Origin of the sequence: Xanthomonas bonasiae (assembly GCF_014836395.1) — a bacterium.
Classification (GTDB): Bacteria; Pseudomonadota; Gammaproteobacteria; order Xanthomonadales; family Xanthomonadaceae; genus Xanthomonas_A; species Xanthomonas_A bonasiae.
In genome coordinates, this window is record NZ_JACSQX010000008.1 from 185,712 (window position 1) to 203,723 (window position 18,012).

Here is an 18,012-nt window from a genome sequence, read left to right on the forward strand (position 1 = left end):
TCATGGAAGCAGACCGGTTGGCGTGGACCACGCCGCCCCTCACCAATCGGTCGGCGCGTAATCCTTCAGGAACTGCCCCCACACGTGCTCGCCGGTGTTGAAGCCGTGGATGATCGGGTCGACGATGCGCGCGGCGCCGTCGACGATGTCCAGCGGCGGGTGGAAGCGTTCTTCCTGCACCTTGCGCGCGGCGATCTCGGCCGGGTCCTCGTCGGTGACCCAGCCGGTGTCCACGCTGTTCATGTGGATGCCGTCGTTCTGGTAATCGGCCGCCGAGGTCCGGGTCATCATGTTCAACGCGGCCTTGGCCATGTTGGTGTGCGGATGCCGGGTGGTCTTGAAGTTGCGGTAGAACTGCCCTTCCATCGCCGACACGTTGACGATGTGCTTGTCGCGCTCGGGCGTGCGCAGCATCAGCGGCTTGAGCCGCGCATTGATGATGAACGGGGCGATGGCGTTGACCAGCTGCGTCTCCAGCAATTCCACCGACGGCACTTCGGCCATCAGCAGACGCCACGAGTTGCGTCCGCGCAGGTCCACCTGCTGCAGGTCCTGGTCCAGGCGCCCTTCGGGAAACAGGTGCTGCTGGCCAAGCAGTTCGTCGGCCAGCAACGGCACCTGCGACAGCTCGGCGGCACGGGTCAGCCCGTCGGCGCCGCTGATGCCGTGGCCCTGGCCCGCCGACAGCGTGGTCGCCGACGCCGCCGGCAGCAGTTCCGGGCTGCGCAGGCCTTCGTAGTGGCCGACCAGGCGGCGCACGTGCTCGGGCAGTTCGTGCAGCGCGGCGGTCTCGCCGGCCATCATGTGCGCGTAGAACTGCGGCGGCCGGCGCACGGTCTGGCAGGCGTTGTTGACGATGAAGTCCAGCCGCTCGCGCGTGGCCAGCAGCTGGCTGCAGAACGCTTCGACGCTGGGCGTGTGGCGCAGGTCCAGGCCGAACACCTGCAGGCGGTGGCCCCACTCGGCGAAATCCGGCTCCTGCGCGTAGCGCGCGGCCGAATCGCGCGGGAAGCGCGTGGTCACGATCAGTTCGGCGCCAGCGCGCAGCAGCTTCAGCCCGGCCTGGTAACCGATCTTGACCCGGCCGCCGGTCAGCAGCGCCACGCGCCCACGCAGGTCCGCGGTCTCGGTGCGCTTGAAGTAGTTCAGTTCGGCGCAGGCCGGACACATCTGGTCGTAGAAATGGTGCAGCTGGGTGAACTTCTGCTTGCACACGTAGCAGTGGCGCAGCTCGGGCGACTGTGCCGCCGCGGGTTCCTCGGCCGCGGCATTGCTGGCGTCGTGCAGGCCGGCGGCATGCGGCGGGAAGTAGTTCGGCGTGCTGAACACCGGCTTGCGCCGCAGCGCGCGGATCCCGGTCTGCTCGAGCAGCGCTTCGGCCTTGCGCACCTTTTCCTGGTGGCGTTCGCGTGCCTGCTGCTTGAGCAGTTGCCGGCGCGCTTTGGGCTCGGGGTGATAGACCTTGGCGACGACCTGGTGCAGGCGCACGCGGTCGGCCTCGGGCAGCGCGTCGAGCACGCTGCGGTCGGCATCGATGGCTTCGAGCAGGTCCAGGGCGACGCGCAGGCGCTCGGTCAGGGGCAGGGCGTCGGTGGCAGGGGGCGAGGCGGTGGTGTTCAAGACGGATCCGGAATGAGCGGCGGCGAGCCGTGGCGAAGGCGCGGCAGCAAGCCGACGAAAGGGCGGCGATGCAGCACGCCCGGCGCTTGCGGCGAACGGGCAACGGCAGCGCAGGGAGCGTTGCAACGGGCCGGGACAGACCGGCCAGACGGTATTTTCGCCGATCCGGGGGTGTCGGCGCCATGTCGCCCCCGGATTGCGTCCCGATCCTGCCCGCGTCCCAACACGCCGCCGCTCACGCAGCACGGCGCCGGTGCCGCGCTCATGCGCCGTCGGCAGGCGCCTCGACCTTGCGTACCAGCGTCTGCCGCGGCTTCAGCGCGCGGCCTGCCGCATCGCGCGGCAGCATCGCCGGCACCGGCTTGCCGGTGCGCCGATCGAGCAGGCGCGAATGCGCCTCGCCCGGCGCGAACAGGTGCCGCTCGCCCCATTGCCGCAACGCCAGCAGCAGCGGGAACAGCTGCTCGCCTTTTTCGGTGAGCGCGTACTCCTGATAGGCGCTGCCATCGGCGGCCGGCCGCAGCGCCAGGATCTGCGCCTCGACCAGCAGGCGCAGGCGATCGGCCAGGATGTTGCGCGCCATGCCCAGGCTGCGCTGGAAATCGCCGAACCGGCAGATACCGTCGAAGGCATCGCGCACGATCAGCAGCGCCCAACGCTCGCCGATCAGCTCCACCGAACGCGCCACCGGGCACGGTTGGGCAGGGTGCTTGCTGCGTCTTGCCATGCTGGCTCCCATTCGCCGAGTGCGGCATCCGGTTGCATTTTAAAACCAAAATCGACACCCTGTCAGTGGTTTTTTATTGCAACCAGTTAGCCATGCGCAGCCCCCTGCCGACCGCACCCAACCCCCAGCCCGAGCCCGAGCCGCCCGCGCTGCGCCGCGCGCAGGTGGCACTGTTCGCCTGCGCCAGCGGCGCCAGTGTGGCCAACGTCTATTTCGCGCAGCCGCTGCTCGACGCGTTGGCGGCGGAGTTCGGCATCGGTCAGGGCGCTGCCGGCGGGGTGATCGCCGCGACCCAGGCCGGCTGCGCGCTGGCGCTGCTGCTGGTGGTGCCGCTGGGCGACCGCCATGCGCGGCGCCCGCTGATGCTGTGGCAAGCTGGCGCGTTGCTGGCCGCGCGGCTGGCGGTGGCCGCGGCACCGACGCTGCCGGCGCTGCTGGCCGGCATGCTCGCCGTGGGCTTGCTCGGCACCGCGATGACCCAGGGCCTGATCGCCTACGCCGCGGCCAGCGCCGCACCGGCCGAACGTGGCCGTGTGGTCGGCGCGGCCCAGGCCGGCGTGGTGATCGGCTTGCTGCTGGCGCGCGTGTTGGCTGGCGTCATCGCCGACCTGGCCGGCTGGCGCGGCGTCTATGCGGCATCCGCGGCGCTGACGCTGCTGTTGCTGCTGTGGCTGCGGCACGCCTTGCCCGCCCTGCCTGCGCCGCGACGGCCGCCCGGCCACGCCGCCCTGCTGCGCTCGATGCTGCACATGCTGGCGCACGAGCGCGTGCTGCAGATCCGCGGCGGCATCGCGCTACTGATGTTCGCCAGTTTCTCGGTGTTCTGGACCGCGCTGGTGCTGCCGCTGAGCGCGCAGCCGCATGCGTACTCGCACACCACGATCGGCGCGTTCGGCCTGGTCGGGGCGGTCGGCGCCCTGGCCGCAGCGCGCGCCGGGCGCTGGGCCGACCGTGGCTGGGCGCAACGCTGCAGCGGGCTGATGCTGGCGTTGCTGCTGGCCTCGTGGTTGCCGCTGGCGCTGGGCATGCGCTGGCTGTCGGCACTGATCCTCGGCATCGTCGCATTAGACATGGCGGGTCAGGCCATCCATGTCCTCAACCAGAGCCTGATCTTCCGCGGCGACGCGCAGGCGCACAGCCGGCGTGTGGCCGGCTACATGCTGTTCTACGCACTCGGCAGCGGCCTGGGCGCGATCGCCGCCACCGCCACCTATGCGCATGCCGGATGGACGGGCGTGTGCATGTTGGGGGCGGCGACCAGCGCGGCGGCGCTGCTGTTCTGGGCGGCGACGCTGCGCTGGATGCCGGCGGAACCCGCTCGCTAGCCATCGTCGTCGCGCGCAACCGCCGTTGGCGGGGCATTTGGGAACGACATCGGGTGGCCTCGGCCATTCCTTGCCACAAGCGCCACCGGTAGCGTCTGTGGCGACTGACGCTCCCGCGCGTCTGTTGCAGCCTCTCCAGTGATCGCACGCTTGCGTGGCCGAGCACCAGCACAGTAGCCTGCCCCACGCGCACCAGCGCACCCACATCGAGCGAGATCGGCCCGTGTCCCTGACCTCGCGTCTGTCGTGGAAGTTCAGCAGCGCGCGCGGGTTGCCTGTTGCCGTGGCATTGGCGCTGGTCTTCGCCGCCATGCGTGCGGCAGGCACGCTGGCGCCGGCGCACTGGCGCTGGTTGCTGCCGCTCGGCTTCGTGTGCATGGCAGCGAGTCCGTGGCTGCTGCTGTCCCGTCCAGGGCGCCAGCAGATCGGATTGGTGCGGCCGATACGGCTCGCCTGGTTCGCGCCGTCGCTCGCGTTGGGGGCGCTGGCGGCCCTTGCATGCTTCGCACTCGGCGCCATCGCCTTCGGCAGCGGCGAGGACAACTGGTTCGTCAGCGTCGCGCGCAATTACCGCGACACGATTCCCCACCAGGGTTTCAGCACGCTGCAGCTGTTTCTGGTGGCCACCGTGCCCGCGCTGCTGTTCAGCCCGATCGGCGAGGAGATCTTTTTCCGCGGCCTGCTGCAACGCGCGCTGGAAGATCGGTTTTCGCTACGCGCGAGCACCTGCATCGAAGCGCTGTGGTTCGGCCTGGTGCATCTTTGCCATCACGGACTGCTGGCGACCGCGGCCGGCATCCGCCTGCTGCCGCTGTCCGCTGCGCTGTGGGTCGGCCTGATGTTCTGCACGGCGCTGCTGTTCGCATCGCTGCGGCACCGCAGCGGTTCGTTGTTCCCGGCGATGGCCGCGCATGCCAGCTTCAACCTGGCGATGAACGCGTGCATCTTCGCTGCGCTGTGGCCGCCGCATTGAACGAGCCCGCATGGCGGCACGGTCGGCTGAGCGCGCGGGGCGCGGCCACACCCGCGCGCACCGCTGGTGTCCGCTTGCGGTTCAGCGCAGCGGCGCCTGCGCGAACTCGCCGCGTTGCAGCTTGGCCACGTCGTTGCCCTGCGCGTCCTTCGCCTGCAGATCGGCGCCCTTGGCAGCGAGGTCCTTCAGCACCTCGGTGCGCTGGAACAGGGCCGCGTACATCGCTGCGGTCTGCCCGGCGTTGTTGCGCTGGTCGGGCGCGCAATCGGCCTGCATCAGCCGCTTGGCGATCGCCAGCTCGCCCTTGAAGATCGCGCCCATCAGCGCGGTGTTGCCGCGCCTGTCCTGCGCGCACGGATCGGCGCCGGCCTGCAGCAATTGCTCCACCGCCGGCTGCTGGCCGTGGTAGGCGGCCAGGATCAGCGCGGTATAGCCCTTGTCGTCGCGGGTGTTGAGGTCGTAGTGCGCCCGGATGAACTCGGCCAGCATGTCCTGGCGGCCTTCGCGCGCGGCATCGAAGAAGTAGTCGCGCAGTTGCGCCTGGACCTTGGCCGGGTCGGCGGGTGCGGGCGCGGCAGTCGCCGAGACGGCGACCAGGCTCAGGACGAGAAGAAGGAAGCGACGCATGCTCGGTCTCCGATAAAGAGGGCGCGGCGCAGCGCGGCGTGGGGGAGGCGCCGCCGCGCTGCGCAGCGAACGGTCAATCCTGCAACTGCGCGGCCAGCTGCTTGACCCGCGCCAGATCGCCCTTGGCGACGCGGGCGACACCGCTGCCGTAGGCCGGATCGGCCTTGTACAGGAACGACAGCATGATGTGCTTGCTGGCGTCGTCGGTGCCGGCCAGCGATTCGCCGAAGCTCTGGATCAGGTCCTGCTGCTCTTTCTTGCTGTAGCTGCGGAACAGATCGCCGGCCTGCTTGAAGTTCTGCTCGCGGACGATCTTCGCCTGCTGGGTGCTGCCCGACAGCGGCAGCTGGCTGTAACGCGCGTTCGGATCCTGCGGACGCGGGCTGAGCCGGCTCGGTTCGTAGTTGACGCCGCTGGCGGTGGCGCCGGCGTTCATCGCGCCGTCCTGATTGCCGTTGTTGACCGCCACCAGTGGCCGGTTCACCGGCAGGCTCAGGCCGTTGGTGCCGACGCGGTACAGCTGGGTGTCGGCATAGGAGAAGATGCGGCCCTGCAGCAGCCGGTCTTCCGACGGTTCGATGCCCGGCACCAGGTTGGCCGGCGCCATCGCCACCTGCTCGGTCTCCTGGAAGAAGTTGTCCACGTTCCTGTTCAGCACCATCTGCCCGATCTTGCGCTCGGGGACGTCGGGCCAAATCTTGGTCGCGTCCAGCGGATCGAAGTCGAACTTGGCCAGGTCTTCCGGCTTCAGTACCTGGATGTACAGGTCCCACTTCGGATAGTCGCCCTGCTTGATCGCGCCGACCAGGTCGTTGGTCAGGTGGCTGTAGTCCTTGCCCTGCACCTGCGCCACCTGCTTCGGATCCAGGTTCTTCAGGCCCTGCAGCGACTTCCAATGGAACTTGACGTAGTGCACCTCGCCCTGCGCGTTGACCAGCTTGTAGGCATGCACGCCGTTGCCGTCCATGAAGCGGTAGCCGGCCGGCGTGCCTTCGTTGGAGTACAGCAGGGTCAGCGTGCGCGTGGCTTCGGGCACGTGCGAGAAGAAATCGAAGCGGCGCGAATCGTCGTCCAGGTTGGTGCGCGGATCCGGCTTGAACGCATGCACCATGTCCGGGAACTTGATCGCATCGCGGATGAAGAAGGTCGGGAAGTTGTTGCCGACCAGGTCCCAGTTGCCTTCGCTGGTATAGAACTTGGTGGCGAAGCCGTGCGGGTCGCGCAGCGTCTCCGGCGAATGGTTGCCGTGCACCACCGAGGAGAAGCGCACGAATACCGGGGTCTTCGCGCCGGCAGCGAACACCTTGGCCTTGGTCAGGTCGGAGATGTCGGCGCTGGCGGTGAACTCGCCATGCACGCCGGTGCCGCGCGCATGCACCACGCGCTCGGGGATGCGCTCGCGGTCGAAGCGCTGCAGCTTCTGGATCAGCTGCACGTCCTGCAGCAGTGTCGGGCCGGTGGCGCCGGCGGTCTGCGAGTTCTGGTTGTCGCCGACCGGCGCGCCGTTGTCGCGGGTGAGCGTGGACTGCGCGAACCCGGCGGGGACGATCAGGGTCTGCGACAGCAGGGCGAGCACCAACAGTGTTCCAGGGCGCATGGCGTCAGCTCGTGTTGAGGGAGCTGAATGATGGCGGTAGCGTCGTGCGCGGAGAATTCGTTAGTTGCTATGGAAGCGATAGGCGCGGCAGATACAGCGACGGCGATGTGATTGCGGTCTCCGATAGCGTGGGCGATGCATTGCAGGTTCGACGACACACATCGCATGCGCAGCGCAGCAACGGAAAACCGACATCAAAATGTAGACGATGCCGGCGAACCTGCCGTGCCGCGCGCGCCGAGCGCGGCCGCCGTGCGCGCATCGCGCGCCCCCCCAACCCAGGAGATTCCGATGCATGACCACACGACTGTGCGTGTAGAAGAGCGCCGTTCGCGCACGCGCGGCGCGCTGCGCTGGATCGCGCTGTTGCTGCTGTGCATGGCCGCTCTCGTCGCCGAGGCCGATGCAGCGACCCGGACCTTCGCACATCCCGGCTTGCTGCACAGCGCACAGGATCTGGCCCGTATCCGGGAAAAACTCACCCTCTCCGCCGCCCCCTGGCAAGCAGGATGGGAACGCCTGATCGCCAACCCGCATGCCTCGCTGGACTGGAAGCCGCGTCCTGTGGAGATCGTCTACCGCGGCTACGACGGCCAGCATCCGGAGAACTACACACTGCTGTACAGGGATGCCGCGGCCGCCTATGCATTGGCGCTGCGCTGGAAGCTCGGCGGCGACAGCCGCTATGCCGACAAGGCGGTGGAGATCATGAATGCCTGGTCGGACAAGCTCACCGCGATCCGCGGCACCAGCGACGCGGCGCTGGCTGCCGGCATCTACGGCTACGAATTCGCCAACGCCGGCGAACTGATGCGCGACTACAAGGGTTGGAACGGGGATGACTTCAATCGCTTCAAGCGGATGATGCTGGACGTGTTCTATCCGATCAATCACGACTTCCTGGTCCGCCACAACAACGCGCAGATCGACCACTACTGGGCGAACTGGGATCTGGCGCAGCTCAATGCGATCCTCGCCATCGGCGTGCTTACCGACCGCGCGGATCTGTACGACGAGGCGATCGACTACTTCAAGCACGGCGCCGGCAACGGCAGCCTGGCCAAGGCGATCTGGAAGCTGTATCCGGCGCAGGGCATGGGCCAGGTGCAGGAGAGCGGACGCGACCAGGGCCATGCCACGCTGGTGATCGCGCTGCTCGGTTCGCTGTGCCAGATGGCCTGGAGCCAGGGCGATGACCTGTTCGGCTACGACGACAACCGCGTGCTCAAGGGCGCCGAATACGTGGCCGCCTACAACGTCTGCGACACCGATGGCGACCGCTGCGACGACACCCTGGCGCTGCCGTACACCCCCTACAGCAACAGCGACGTCACGCAGACGACGCTCTCGCCGAACGGGCGCGGCGCGCTGCGCCCGGAATGGGAGCTGCTGTACAACCACTACGTGGTGCTGAAAGGCCTCAAGGCACCGTACCTGACCAGATTCGCCGCCAAGGTCCGCGCCGAGGGCGGCGGCGGCGACTACGGCCCCAACAGCGGCGGCTACGACCAGCTCGGCTACGGCACCTTGCTGTACAGCCTGCAGCCGACGCCATAGCGCCGGCCTTCGCGATCGCTACCCGATCACCCGCTTGAACGGCGGCAGCGCATCGATGATGCGCTTGCCGTAGCGCTTGGTCAGCAGGCGCGAATCGAGAATGATGACCCGGCCGTGGTCGCTGGAACTGCGGATCAGGCGGCCGGCGAACTGGGTCAGCGTACGCAGCGCATGCGGCACCGCGATCAGGTTGAAGGCGTTGAGGCCGCGGCTTTCGAACCATTCGCCGAGCGTGGCGGTCTGCGGGTCGGTCGGCACCGCGAACGGCACCTGGGTGATGACCACGGTGGTGCAGGCCTCGCCCGGCAGGTCCAGGCCTTCGCCGAAGGAATTCAGGCCGAACAGCACCGAGCCTTCGCCGGCGCCGATGCGGCGCATGTGCTCGCCGATCATCTGCGACTTGGAGCCATCGCCCTGCACCAGCACGCGGTTGCGCTGCGCGATCGGCAACAGGTCGGCGACCTTGAGCATCTTCCAGCGCGAGGTGAACAGCACGATCGAGCCCTTGCCCCAGTCCAGCTCCTTGACCAGGTAGCGCGCGACCTCGCGCGGATGGCCTTCGCGGTCGTCCGGCGCCACCGGGAATTTCGGCACGATCAGTTCGGCCTGGTTGGGCAGGTCGAACGGCGAGGACAGCGACACCATCTCCGCATGCGCGGGCAGGCCGTTGTCGATCGCCAGCGCCTGGAAATCGCCGCCGCCGGTCAGCGTGGCCGAGGTCAGCACCGCCGAGTCCACTTCGCTCCACAACAGCGCGCGCAGCACCTGCGCGGCCGACACCGGCGAGCAATGGCAGACCAGGTCGGCATCGCGCGACAGGGTGATCCAGCGCGCCATCGGCGCCTGCCCGTCCTGGTCCTCGCGGCGCCAGCCCAGCCATAGCGCGTATTGCTGCTCGACCATCTCCAGGGCCATGCCCAGGCTGCGCTGCAGGCGCTCCTTGGCCGCGTCCTCCTGCTTGGACTTGGCCACCAGCTGATGCGCGGCCTGCACCCAGTTGAGCAGCGCGGCGGTGTCCTGCGCCTGCGCATCGATGAAGGGTTTCCAGTCCTCGGGCAGGCGCCCGTTGGGCGCGCGCCACATCGGTTCTTCCTGGCCCGGGTCCGGCACCCAGGCGCGTTCGATCTCGGCGCGGAAGCTCTTCAGCCCCTTGCTGACCTGGGTCGCCAGTTCGATCGCTTCGTTCGGCAACTGGTTGCCGATGGTGTCCTTGTCGGCCAGCCGATAGGCGGCGCCGACCAGCGCCTGCAGGCGGCCGGTGCGCCGCGCCATGTCGTCCAGCGCCAGGTTGGCCGCGCCCTGGTCGATGGCCACGCCGGCGATGTGGTGGCCTTCGTCGAGCACCAGCAGCATGTCCGCCGGCGGCGCGATCAGCGGCTGGCCGTTGTCGCTGTCGCCCAGCGCCAGCGCCGACAGCAGCAGCGCATGGTTGGTGACCACGATCTGCGCATCGCGCACGTCGCTGCGCGCCTTCAGCACCGGGCACTGCACCGCGAACGAGCAGCGGCGTCCGGCACAGCCGGCGGCGTTGGTGGTGATGCGCGCGCGCAGCGAGGACGGGATCGGCTCCGGCGCGGTGTCCAGGTCGCCGTTCCAGGTCTTGTCGGCGTAGGCCTTGGCCAGCGCGCGCGCCTGCTCGGCCTCGGCCGGACTCAGCGGGCGGTCGTACAGCGGCGCCTCGTCCTCGAACATGCTGTTCTGCGCGGCGTCGCCATGCAGCTCGGCGACGTTGCGCGCGCACAGGTAGCGGGTGCGGCCCTTGGCCAGCGCCACCGTCGCCTCGATGCCGGTGGCCTTGAGGAAGGCGGGAATGTCGCGTTCCACCAATTGCGACTGCAATGCCACGGTGCCGGTGCTGATCACCAGCTTCTTCTTGCTGGCCAGCGCGATCGGCACCCCGGCGGTGAGGTAGCCCAGGCTCTTGCCGACGCCGGTCGGCGCCTCGGCCACGCCGACGCCGCCGGAGGTGCCCAGCGCGCGCGAGACCACGCCGATCATCTGGCTCTGCGCGCGGCGCACCATGAAACCGGGCGTGTTGGCCTGCAGCTTGGTGTAGGCGTCGCGGATCGCCAGCTTCATCGGCTCGGTCAGCTGGCGCTGGGGCTTGTCGGCTGCGCGGGCCGCGGCCGCTGTGGCGTCATCGTTCATGCCGGCATTTTCTCACGTCTGGTCGCAACTACCGCGACCGGGCATGCGCCTGCCGATCAGCCAGGTGCGCTCTGCTTGCGCGGCAGGGTCAGCCACAATGCCTGCAGCAGCAGCGCCAGGCCGATGGCGAACAGAAGATCCTGCAGCAGCTTGATCGCGGTGTCCGCCCACATGTCGCCGGAGAAACCGGTGATCAGCCGCACCACGCCCACCACTGCCACCAGAAACATCGGCAGCATCACGTTGGCCAGCAGCACCACCAGCCCCCACTGCAACAGGGTGCGCGGGCGGCCGGGTGCGCAGCGCAACAGCAGCAGGAAGCCGAGCAGCAGGATACCGAACTTGGCGGCCAGGCCGACACTCCCGGCCACCAGCGCAAAATCCACGAAATGGTTAAGGCGCATCGCGATCGTTCCGGCTACGGCAGGCGTGACCACATGGTAGCAACACCGACAGCTGCTGCGACCAACGCGGACGGCCCGTGCTAGCGCGGCAAGGCAAACCGCAGCGCCAGCACCACCAGCAGCATCGCCACCGCATGCAGCAGGGTGAACACCGCCTGCAGCATGCCGTACCAGACGGCGTAGCTGGAGAAGCTCCCGCCCTGCGCGACGACCCACATCGGCAGCAGCGAGGTCACCGTGCCGCACAGCCCGCCGAGCAGCAGCAGGCTCAAGCCCCACAGGCCCAGCGTGCGGGCGCGGCCGGGGCGGCGCGTGGCCAGCAGCACCAGGCCGGTGCCGAGCACGATCAGGATCGGCAGCTGGAAGCCCACCGTGGTCAACAGCTGCATCACGAATCCATCGTCCATCGAAATCTCCGTCTAGCCACGAAAACAAGCGCCGGGGCGCAAAGATCAGTCGGCGCTGACCAGCACCGCGTCGCGCGCACGCAGCGCGGCGTAGACCGGGTCGGTGTCCGGGCGCACGCCGTGCCAGCGCTCGAAGCTCTCGGCCGCCTGCTCGACCAGCATGCCCAGCCCGTCCACGGTATCGCGGCAATGCGCCGCACGCGCCCAGGCCAGGAACGGAATCGCGACCTCGCCGTAGTTCAGGTCCACCGCCAGGGTCATGCTGTTGACCAGCGACAGCGGCAGCGAGAATCCCGCGCTGTCGTCGCGGCCGGCCGCGGTGGCATTGACGATCAGTTCGAAGTCGCCCAGTTCGCGCAGGTCTTCCCAGTAGCGGGAAATGGCCCGTGCCGGTTCGCCCAGCGCATCGACCAGCGCATCGGCGCGCTCGGGCGACCGGTTGACGATCAGCAACTGCTGCACGCCGGCCTCCAGCAGCGCCGGCGCCACGCCGCGCGCGGCGCCGCCGGCACCGATCAGCAGCGCGCGGCGGCCGCGCAGGTCCAGGCCGTTGCGCCCGGTCAGGTCGCGCACCAGGCCGGCGCCGTCGGTGTTGTCGCCGTGCCACTGCCCGTCGCGGAAGCTGAGCGTGTTGACCGCCCCGGCGCGCTGGGCGCGCTCGCTGTGGACCACGCTCAGCGCGTAGGCGGCTTCCTTCAGCGGCAGGGTCACGTTGGCGCCTACGCCGCCTTCCGCGGCAAAGGCCGCCAGCGCCGCCGCGAAGCCGTCCGGCAGGGCGTCGATCGCGTCGTACTGCAGGGCGATGCCGGTCTGCTTGGCGAAGTCGGCATGGATGCGCGGCGACAGCGAATGGGTGACGGGATGGCCGAACACGGCATAGCGGGATGTGGGCATGGAACGCTCGTTGGTTGTTTTAGACTGGTCGCGACATCCGAAGGAATCCGACATGCGGACCCCCGCCCTGCCGCTCGCGCTGGCCGCGAGTTTACTCTGCGCGCCGCCGGCGTTCGCGCTTTCCGAGTTCGGCATCGAGGGCATGGGCGTGGTCTCGACCAAGGCCGACGAGACCCGCGCCAGCGTTTCCGCCGACGGACGACGCATCGTCTGGGCCAGCCCCGACCGCGCCGGCGGGCCCGGCGGCGGCGACCTGTGGCAGGCCACGCTGCGCGACGGACGCTGGGTCGACCCGCAGCCGTTGCCGGCGCCGCTGAACTCGCCCGATGCCGATGGCGACCCGTTCTTCAGCACCGACGGGCGTTGGCTGTACTTCGCCTCCGACCGCGCCGGCGGCCACGGCGGCAGCGACCTGTACCGCGCGCCGGTGCTGGCCGACGGCCGCTACGGCCCGCCGCAGAACCTGGGCGCGGCGGTGAACTCGCGCGGCGACGAGCGCGCGCCGACCCTGTCGCTGGACGGCACCCGGCTATTGTTCGCCAGCGACGGCCACGGCGGCGCCGGCGGCATGGACCTGTTCGTGGCGCGGCTGCAGGGCCAGGCCTTCGGCCAACCGCAGGCGCTGGAAGGGATCAACAGCGCCGACGACGAAACCGACGCGGCCTGGCTGGGCGACGGCCGCGCGCTGGTGTTCGCGCGGGCGCGCAAGACGCAGGGCGCGCAGCTGTTGCTCGCGCAGTGCGCCGGCGGGCACTACGTGCAGGCGCAGCCGCTGGCGCTGTCGTTCAACGGCGCCGATGGCGACACCCGCGGTGCGGTGCTGGATGCCTCCAAGCCGACCGAGCTGCTGGTAGTCGGCAGCGCGCGCGCACCGAAGGCCGGCAAGCTCGACGTGTACCGGATGAAGGCACCGGCTGCGAGCGGCAGCGGCGATTGTGCGGGTGCGCGCTGACGGCGACGGCTTCGCTGGCGAAACGTCCGCGTGCCGCAGGCCGGTTGCTGCATCTCCGTTTCCACGCGATCGCTGATGCAGTTGGTCGCGGCTGAAGCCGCTCCTACAAAGGCAACGGAGGCGCGCGGCTTTTTGTAGGAGCGGCTTCAGCCGCGACAGACGCAGCGGTGGAAGCAACGCCACCGAATTCGATCCGGGGCCAAGAACTCACCGAACCGCTCCACCTGCCTCAGACCTCAATACACATCGCGCCGATACCGCCCATCCGCGCTGAGCGCATCCAGCGCATCCTCGCCCAGCATCTCGCGCAAGGCCGCATCCACGCCGCGGGCCATGCTGTCCAGGCTGCCGCAGACGTGCAGCGTGGCACCCCGCGCGAGCCAGGCGCGCACTTCGTCGGCGGCGTCGCGCAGGCGATCCTGCACGTAGAGCTTGTCCGGCTGGTCGCGCGAGAACGCCAGGTCCAGCCGCTGCAGGTGGCCGCTGTCCCGCCATGCCTGCAGTTCCGCACCGAACAGCGCGTCGTGCGCGGCATTGCGTTCGCCGAACAGCAGCCAGTGCCCATGCACACCGGCCTGCTCGGCTTCGCGCAGCAGGCTGCGCAGGCCGGCGATGCCGGTGCCGTTGCCGATCAGCAGCAAGGGGGCGGCGCCGTGCCGGCGGAAACCGGGGTTGGCGCGCACCCGCGCCTGCACCGCGGTACCGAGCGGCGCGTGCAGGCACAGCCAACCCGAGCCCAGGCCGGCGCTGCCGTCGTCGCGTCGGGTCAGGCGCACCACCAGTTGCAGCAGGCCGTCGGCCGGCACCGAGGCGATCGAGTATTCGCGCAGCGGCAGCTGCGGCAGCGCATCCAGCCAGGCCTGCAGATCGTGCGCGTCCCCGGGCGGCGCCAGTTCGCGATCGGCCAGCGCCGCCTGCAACGGCAGCGGCACGCCAGCGGCGCGCAGCGGCGTGTCCGCTGCCAGGCCATGCGCGGCCAGCCAGGCGCGCACGGCATCCGCGGCGTGACACGGTTGCACTTCCAGGATGTCGCCCGCCTGCCACTGTGCCTGTGCCGGTAGCGCCAGATCGATGCGCCACACCGGCGCGCCGGCACTGCCGGGGTTGAGCAGGGTGCGTCCGGCCAGGCGCCACTCCAGCGCCGGCGGCGCCTGCAGCGCCGGTGCCGTGTCCGCCACACCGGTGACCGCGGACAGCTGCCGCTGCCACTGCGCCAGCGCCTGCGGATCGGCGTTGTCCACCTCCACCGCCGGGAACAGCGCCTGCGCGCCCTGCGCGGCCAGCCACTGCTCCAGCCGGCGCGAGAACCCGCAGAAGCGCGCGTACTGACGATCGCCCAGCGCCAACAGCGCATAGCCGAGGTCGGGCAGCGCCTGCGCCTGGCGCAGCACCTTCTTCTCGAAGGCGCGCGCCGGGTCCGGCGCCTCGCCGTCGCCGAAGGTGCTGACCACGAACAGCGCGCGCCGCGCACCGAGCAACTGCGCCGCATCCAGCTGCGCCAGCGACTGCACCTGCACCGGCACGCCGGCCGCCTGCAGCTGGCCGGCGGCCTGCCAGGCCAGGCGTTCGGCGAATCCGCTCTGGCTGGCGAATCCCACCAGCCACGGCTCGGCGGCGTCCTGCACGGGCGAGGCCAGATCGCGCCGCGCCGTGTGCAACGCGCGCTTCTTGCGTCGCCGGTCCAGGTACAACAGCCAGCCGGTGACGAAGAACAGGGACATGCATAGGCTCGCCAGCATCACCACCACGCGCCCGGCCAGGCCGAAGAAGCTGCCGGTGTGCAGGGCGAACACGCTGCTCAGCAATTGCCGGCCCAGCGGCTGCTGCCGGTAGTCCAGGCGGCGCAGGATGCGGCCGCTGCGCGGATCGATCTCCAGGCCGTCGAAGGCCCGGCTGTGCACCGGATCGGCGGCCAGGTAGCGTGCGATGAGCGGCTGCCCGGGACGACTGGGCAGGCGCAGGTCCAGATAGGCGCGGCGCACGTCCGGCAGCGCCGCGAGCGTGGCCTGCAGCCGCGCATAGTCCACCGCCGGCGGCTTGCCGCCGCGGCCGCCGCCCTCGTTGTCCGCGCGTTCGCCGCCGAGCACCGCCACCAGCCCTTGCCGGTACCAGTCGTAGGACCAGTACAGCCCGGTCAGCGCGATCGACAGGTAGATCGCCAGGCACCAGGTGCCGATCACCGAATGCAGGCTCCACAGGAAACTGCGGCCCTGCCGCTTCCATTCCACCACCCACCACGCGCGCCAGCTCCACCACTGCCGCGGCCAGCGCAGGTACAGCCCGGACAGACAGAAGAAGAGCAGCGCGATCGCGCAGGCGCCGGTGACCGCCTTGCCGCGTTCGCCGGCGGCCAGGCGCCGATGCAGGTCCTCGACGAAGGCGAAGAAACCGGTCAGCCGCGGCTCCGCCACCGTGCGTCCGGTATAGGGATCGAAGTACAGGCGTCCGCCGTCGCGGCCGGCCAGGCGCACGTTGGAAGGACGCGTGCCGGTGGGGTCGATCAACATGCGCGTGGTGCGGTGCGTGCCGCCCAGGTCCAGACGCCGCGCCAGCTCGGCCAGCGGCAACGGCGACTCGCCGGCCGCATGGCGCGCGGCCGCCTCGGCCAGCGGCGGGTTGGCCCAGCGCACGATCTCGTCCTCGAACGCCAGCGTGGCCCCGCTCAGGCCCATCACCGACAGCACCAGCCCGGTGCTGATGCCGAACAGCCAGTGCAGCTGGAACAACAGCTTCTTGGTCACGGCGCGGGACACGTTCGGAAGGCGGCCGCGCATTGTAAATGAGAACGCTTATCGGATCCGCCTCGAGCCGGCCCGCGTCGTCTACCCGCAAACGTGACCGGCAACGCGTTTGCCATGCGCGACACATCCAACAGTCACCGTAACGACATCGCCCCTCGCCAGTTTCTTCACTCCCCCTTGGCTAGCGAGGTACGCGATGTCCTTCTCCCTGCGCGGTTGTCTGGTTCTGCTTGCGTTGTTCACGGCCCAAACGGCGATGGCCGCCACCAGTTGCGCCACGCTGTACGCAGGCGGCAAGCCGCCGAGCGTGGACGCCTCGCTGACCGCCCGCACCACCGAGGTCTGCCACACCGAATACGCGATCCTGGCCTCGGGCGTGACCAAGGGCCCGCTGTACTCGGCCGAGCACCTGACCGACCAGCAGGTCGCCGGCGCCGAGGCGATCGGCCGGGTCGGCTCGTTCCACGAGGAAACCGCCATTCCCGCCGCCGACCGCTCCAAGAGCTCGGACTACACCAATACCGGGTTCGACCGCGGCCACATGACCCCGGCCGGCGACGCCTCGACCGAGAGCTCGGAGAAGGAGACCTTCTCGATGGCCAACGTGGTCCCGCAGGACCACAAGCTCAACACCGGCGAATGGGCGCGGATCGAAGAGCAGGTGCGGCAGCTGGCCAAGCAGCGCGGCGAGATCTACGTGGTCACCGGCCCGGCCTTCGACGACAACGTGACGACCATCGGCACCGACAAGGTGGAAGTGGCGGACTACGTGTGGAAGGCAGTGTACGAGCCGGGCGTGGGCGCGGCCGCGTACCTGTGCGTGAACGACGACAGCATCACCTGCGATGTGGTGTCGATCGACGACGTGATCACCATGGCCAGCGTCGACCCGTTCCCGTCGATCTCCGCGGCGATGAAGTCCACGCCGATCGCGTTGACGATGCCCTGAAAGCCGGGATTGGGGATTCGGGATTTGGGATTCGTCGCCGCATCGCCTACTGAGACTGTGTCGATGCCGTAGTTGCATGTAGCGCTGCGAAGGCGGTCTGCAGATGCATTCGCACGCGCAGACCGCATTTCCGCAGACAGGCGGCTCGCCCATCGAATCACCAGCGAATCGCCGCGCGCGTCGCTCAGGCCACGTGCGCGGTCATCGCTTCCACCAGCGCCGCGAACACGGCGCTGCAGGCCGCGCTGCCGCGCAGGTCCTGGTGCATGGTGATCCAGGTCTCCAGGCCCAGCCGCACCTGCTGCGGCAGCACCGGCAGCAGGCTCGGCGTGCGCCGGGCCAGGGCCGCCTGGAAGAAGCCGATGCCGCAGCCGGCGCGGATCAAGGCCAGCTGCGCCAGGTCGCTGTCGGCACGCAGCGCGAACGCCTCGCGGCGCCACTGCGGCAGCCCGGCGCGCGCGGCGCGCAGGAACGGCGTCTCCGCATCGAAGCCGACCAGTGCGTGCTGCCCGAGTTCGTCCAGGTCTTGCGGCGTGCCATGCCGTGCCAAGTAGTCGCGATCGGCGTACAGGCCGATCGCGATCTCGCCGATGCGGCGGGCGATGAGCGGATCCTGTTGCGGCCGGGTCATGCGTACCGCCACATCGGCTTCGCGGTGCAGCAGGTCCTGCACGCGGTTGCTCAGTACCAGTTCCAGCCGCAGCTGCGGATGCGCCAGGCGCAAGCCGGCCAAGACCGGCGGCAACACTTCCGCGCCGATCACCTCGCTGGCGGAGATCCGCACCGTGCCCTGCACTGCCTCGCCGTGGCGGCCGGCCGCGCGCTGCAGCGACGCGGCGATGCTGCGCATGGCCTGCGCATGGCCGCGCAGCGCCAGGGCCGCGTCGGTCGGCAGCAATCCGCTCTGCGAGCGCACGAACAACGGCACCGCCAGCGCCTTCTCCAGCGCCGCCACATGCCGTCCCACGGTGGGCTGGGTCAGGTCCAGCGCGCGTGCCGCCGCGGACAGCGACCCCTCCTCCAGCACCGCGAGGAAAGACCGGTACAGCTCCCAACCGATGGCGTTGTCCATACATAAATGTATAGCCGAT

The 18,012-nt window shown here is 69.6% G+C and carries 15 protein-coding genes; 5 read left to right on the forward strand and 10 right to left on the reverse strand.

What is annotated here, in order from left to right; genetic code table 11:
• Positions 1 to 39: 39 nt before the first annotated feature.
• Both H9658_RS14745 and H9658_RS14750 read right to left on the reverse strand, forming a co-directional pair.
• Positions 40 to 1,620 (reverse strand): SDR family NAD(P)-dependent oxidoreductase, encoded by a 1,581-nt coding sequence (locus H9658_RS14745; RefSeq protein WP_191825900.1) that lies wholly within the window; start codon positions 1,618 to 1,620, stop codon positions 40 to 42.
• A 262-nt stretch (positions 1,621 to 1,882) separates the two neighbouring features.
• Entirely contained in the window at positions 1,883 to 2,347 is a 465-nt protein-coding gene (locus tag H9658_RS14750) for a winged helix-turn-helix transcriptional regulator (RefSeq protein WP_191825901.1), read from the reverse strand.
• Between the two features lie 92 nt (positions 2,348 to 2,439).
• Between H9658_RS14750 and H9658_RS14755 the strand changes: the two genes are divergently transcribed.
• On the forward strand, positions 2,440 to 3,672 hold the full coding sequence (locus H9658_RS14755) for an MFS transporter (protein ID WP_191825902.1): 1,233 nt from the start codon (positions 2,440 to 2,442) through the stop codon (positions 3,670 to 3,672).
• Positions 3,673 to 3,895: 223 nt separating this feature from the next.
• The gene (locus H9658_RS14760; protein ID WP_191825903.1) at positions 3,896 to 4,645 is read left to right on the forward strand and encodes a CPBP family intramembrane glutamic endopeptidase; all 750 of its coding nucleotides are present in this window, start codon (positions 3,896 to 3,898) and stop codon (positions 4,643 to 4,645) included.
• Positions 4,646 to 4,726: 81 nt separating this feature from the next.
• Here the strand turns inward: H9658_RS14760 and H9658_RS14765 are convergent, their stop codons facing one another.
• Positions 4,727 to 5,272: an ankyrin repeat domain-containing protein gene (locus H9658_RS14765; RefSeq protein ID WP_191825904.1), complete on the reverse strand. Its 546-nt coding sequence runs from the start codon at positions 5,270 to 5,272 to the stop codon at positions 4,727 to 4,729.
• 73 nt (positions 5,273 to 5,345) lie between these two features.
• Positions 5,346 to 6,869, reverse strand: coding sequence for a catalase KatB (gene katB / locus H9658_RS14770; protein ID WP_225209991.1), 1,524 nt, complete (start codon positions 6,867 to 6,869; stop codon positions 5,346 to 5,348).
• A gap of 291 nt (positions 6,870 to 7,160) precedes the next feature.
• Here katB and H9658_RS14775 point away from each other — a divergent pair, with 291 nt between their 5' ends.
• Positions 7,161 to 8,426, forward strand: a complete 1,266-nt coding sequence (locus H9658_RS14775; protein WP_191825905.1) for an alginate lyase family protein — start codon at positions 7,161 to 7,163, stop codon at positions 8,424 to 8,426.
• An 18-nt stretch (positions 8,427 to 8,444) separates the two neighbouring features.
• On the opposite strand, the gene dinG is transcribed toward H9658_RS14775, so the two are convergent.
• The 4 genes from dinG to aroE all read right to left on the reverse strand — a co-directional run bounded on the left by dinG (position 8,445) and on the right by aroE (position 12,279).
• Entirely contained in the window at positions 8,445 to 10,574 is a 2,130-nt protein-coding gene (gene dinG / locus H9658_RS14780) for an ATP-dependent DNA helicase DinG (RefSeq protein ID WP_191825906.1), read from the reverse strand.
• Between the two features lie 56 nt (positions 10,575 to 10,630).
• Positions 10,631 to 10,978: a hypothetical protein gene (locus H9658_RS14785; protein WP_191825907.1), complete on the reverse strand. Its 348-nt coding sequence runs from the start codon at positions 10,976 to 10,978 to the stop codon at positions 10,631 to 10,633.
• Between the two features lie 80 nt (positions 10,979 to 11,058).
• Positions 11,059 to 11,385, reverse strand: coding sequence for a hypothetical protein (locus H9658_RS14790; RefSeq protein ID WP_191825908.1), 327 nt, complete (start codon positions 11,383 to 11,385; stop codon positions 11,059 to 11,061).
• Between the two features lie 45 nt (positions 11,386 to 11,430).
• Positions 11,431 to 12,279 carry a shikimate dehydrogenase gene (aroE, locus tag H9658_RS14795; RefSeq protein WP_179571027.1) on the reverse strand — a complete coding sequence of 283 codons (849 nt, stop codon included), beginning with the start codon at positions 12,277 to 12,279 and terminating at the stop codon, positions 11,431 to 11,433.
• Between the two features lie 52 nt (positions 12,280 to 12,331).
• Here aroE and H9658_RS14800 point away from each other — a divergent pair, with 52 nt between their 5' ends.
• On the forward strand, positions 12,332 to 13,231 hold the full coding sequence (locus tag H9658_RS14800) for a TolB-like translocation protein (RefSeq protein ID WP_191825909.1): 900 nt from the start codon (positions 12,332 to 12,334) through the stop codon (positions 13,229 to 13,231).
• Positions 13,232 to 13,467: 236 nt separating this feature from the next.
• On the opposite strand, the gene H9658_RS14805 is transcribed toward H9658_RS14800, so the two are convergent.
• On the reverse strand, positions 13,468 to 15,972 hold the full coding sequence (locus H9658_RS14805) for a PepSY domain-containing protein (protein ID WP_191825910.1): 2,505 nt from the start codon (positions 15,970 to 15,972) through the stop codon (positions 13,468 to 13,470).
• 196 nt (positions 15,973 to 16,168) lie between these two features.
• Here H9658_RS14805 and H9658_RS14810 point away from each other — a divergent pair, with 196 nt between their 5' ends.
• The gene (locus H9658_RS14810) at positions 16,169 to 16,921 is read left to right on the forward strand and encodes a DNA/RNA non-specific endonuclease (protein ID WP_179571030.1); all 753 of its coding nucleotides are present in this window, start codon (positions 16,169 to 16,171) and stop codon (positions 16,919 to 16,921) included.
• A 184-nt stretch (positions 16,922 to 17,105) separates the two neighbouring features.
• Here the strand turns inward: H9658_RS14810 and H9658_RS14815 are convergent, their stop codons facing one another.
• On the reverse strand, positions 17,106 to 17,993 hold the full coding sequence (locus tag H9658_RS14815; RefSeq protein WP_191825911.1) for a LysR family transcriptional regulator: 888 nt from the start codon (positions 17,991 to 17,993) through the stop codon (positions 17,106 to 17,108).
• Between the last annotated feature and the right edge of the window lie 19 nt (positions 17,994 to 18,012).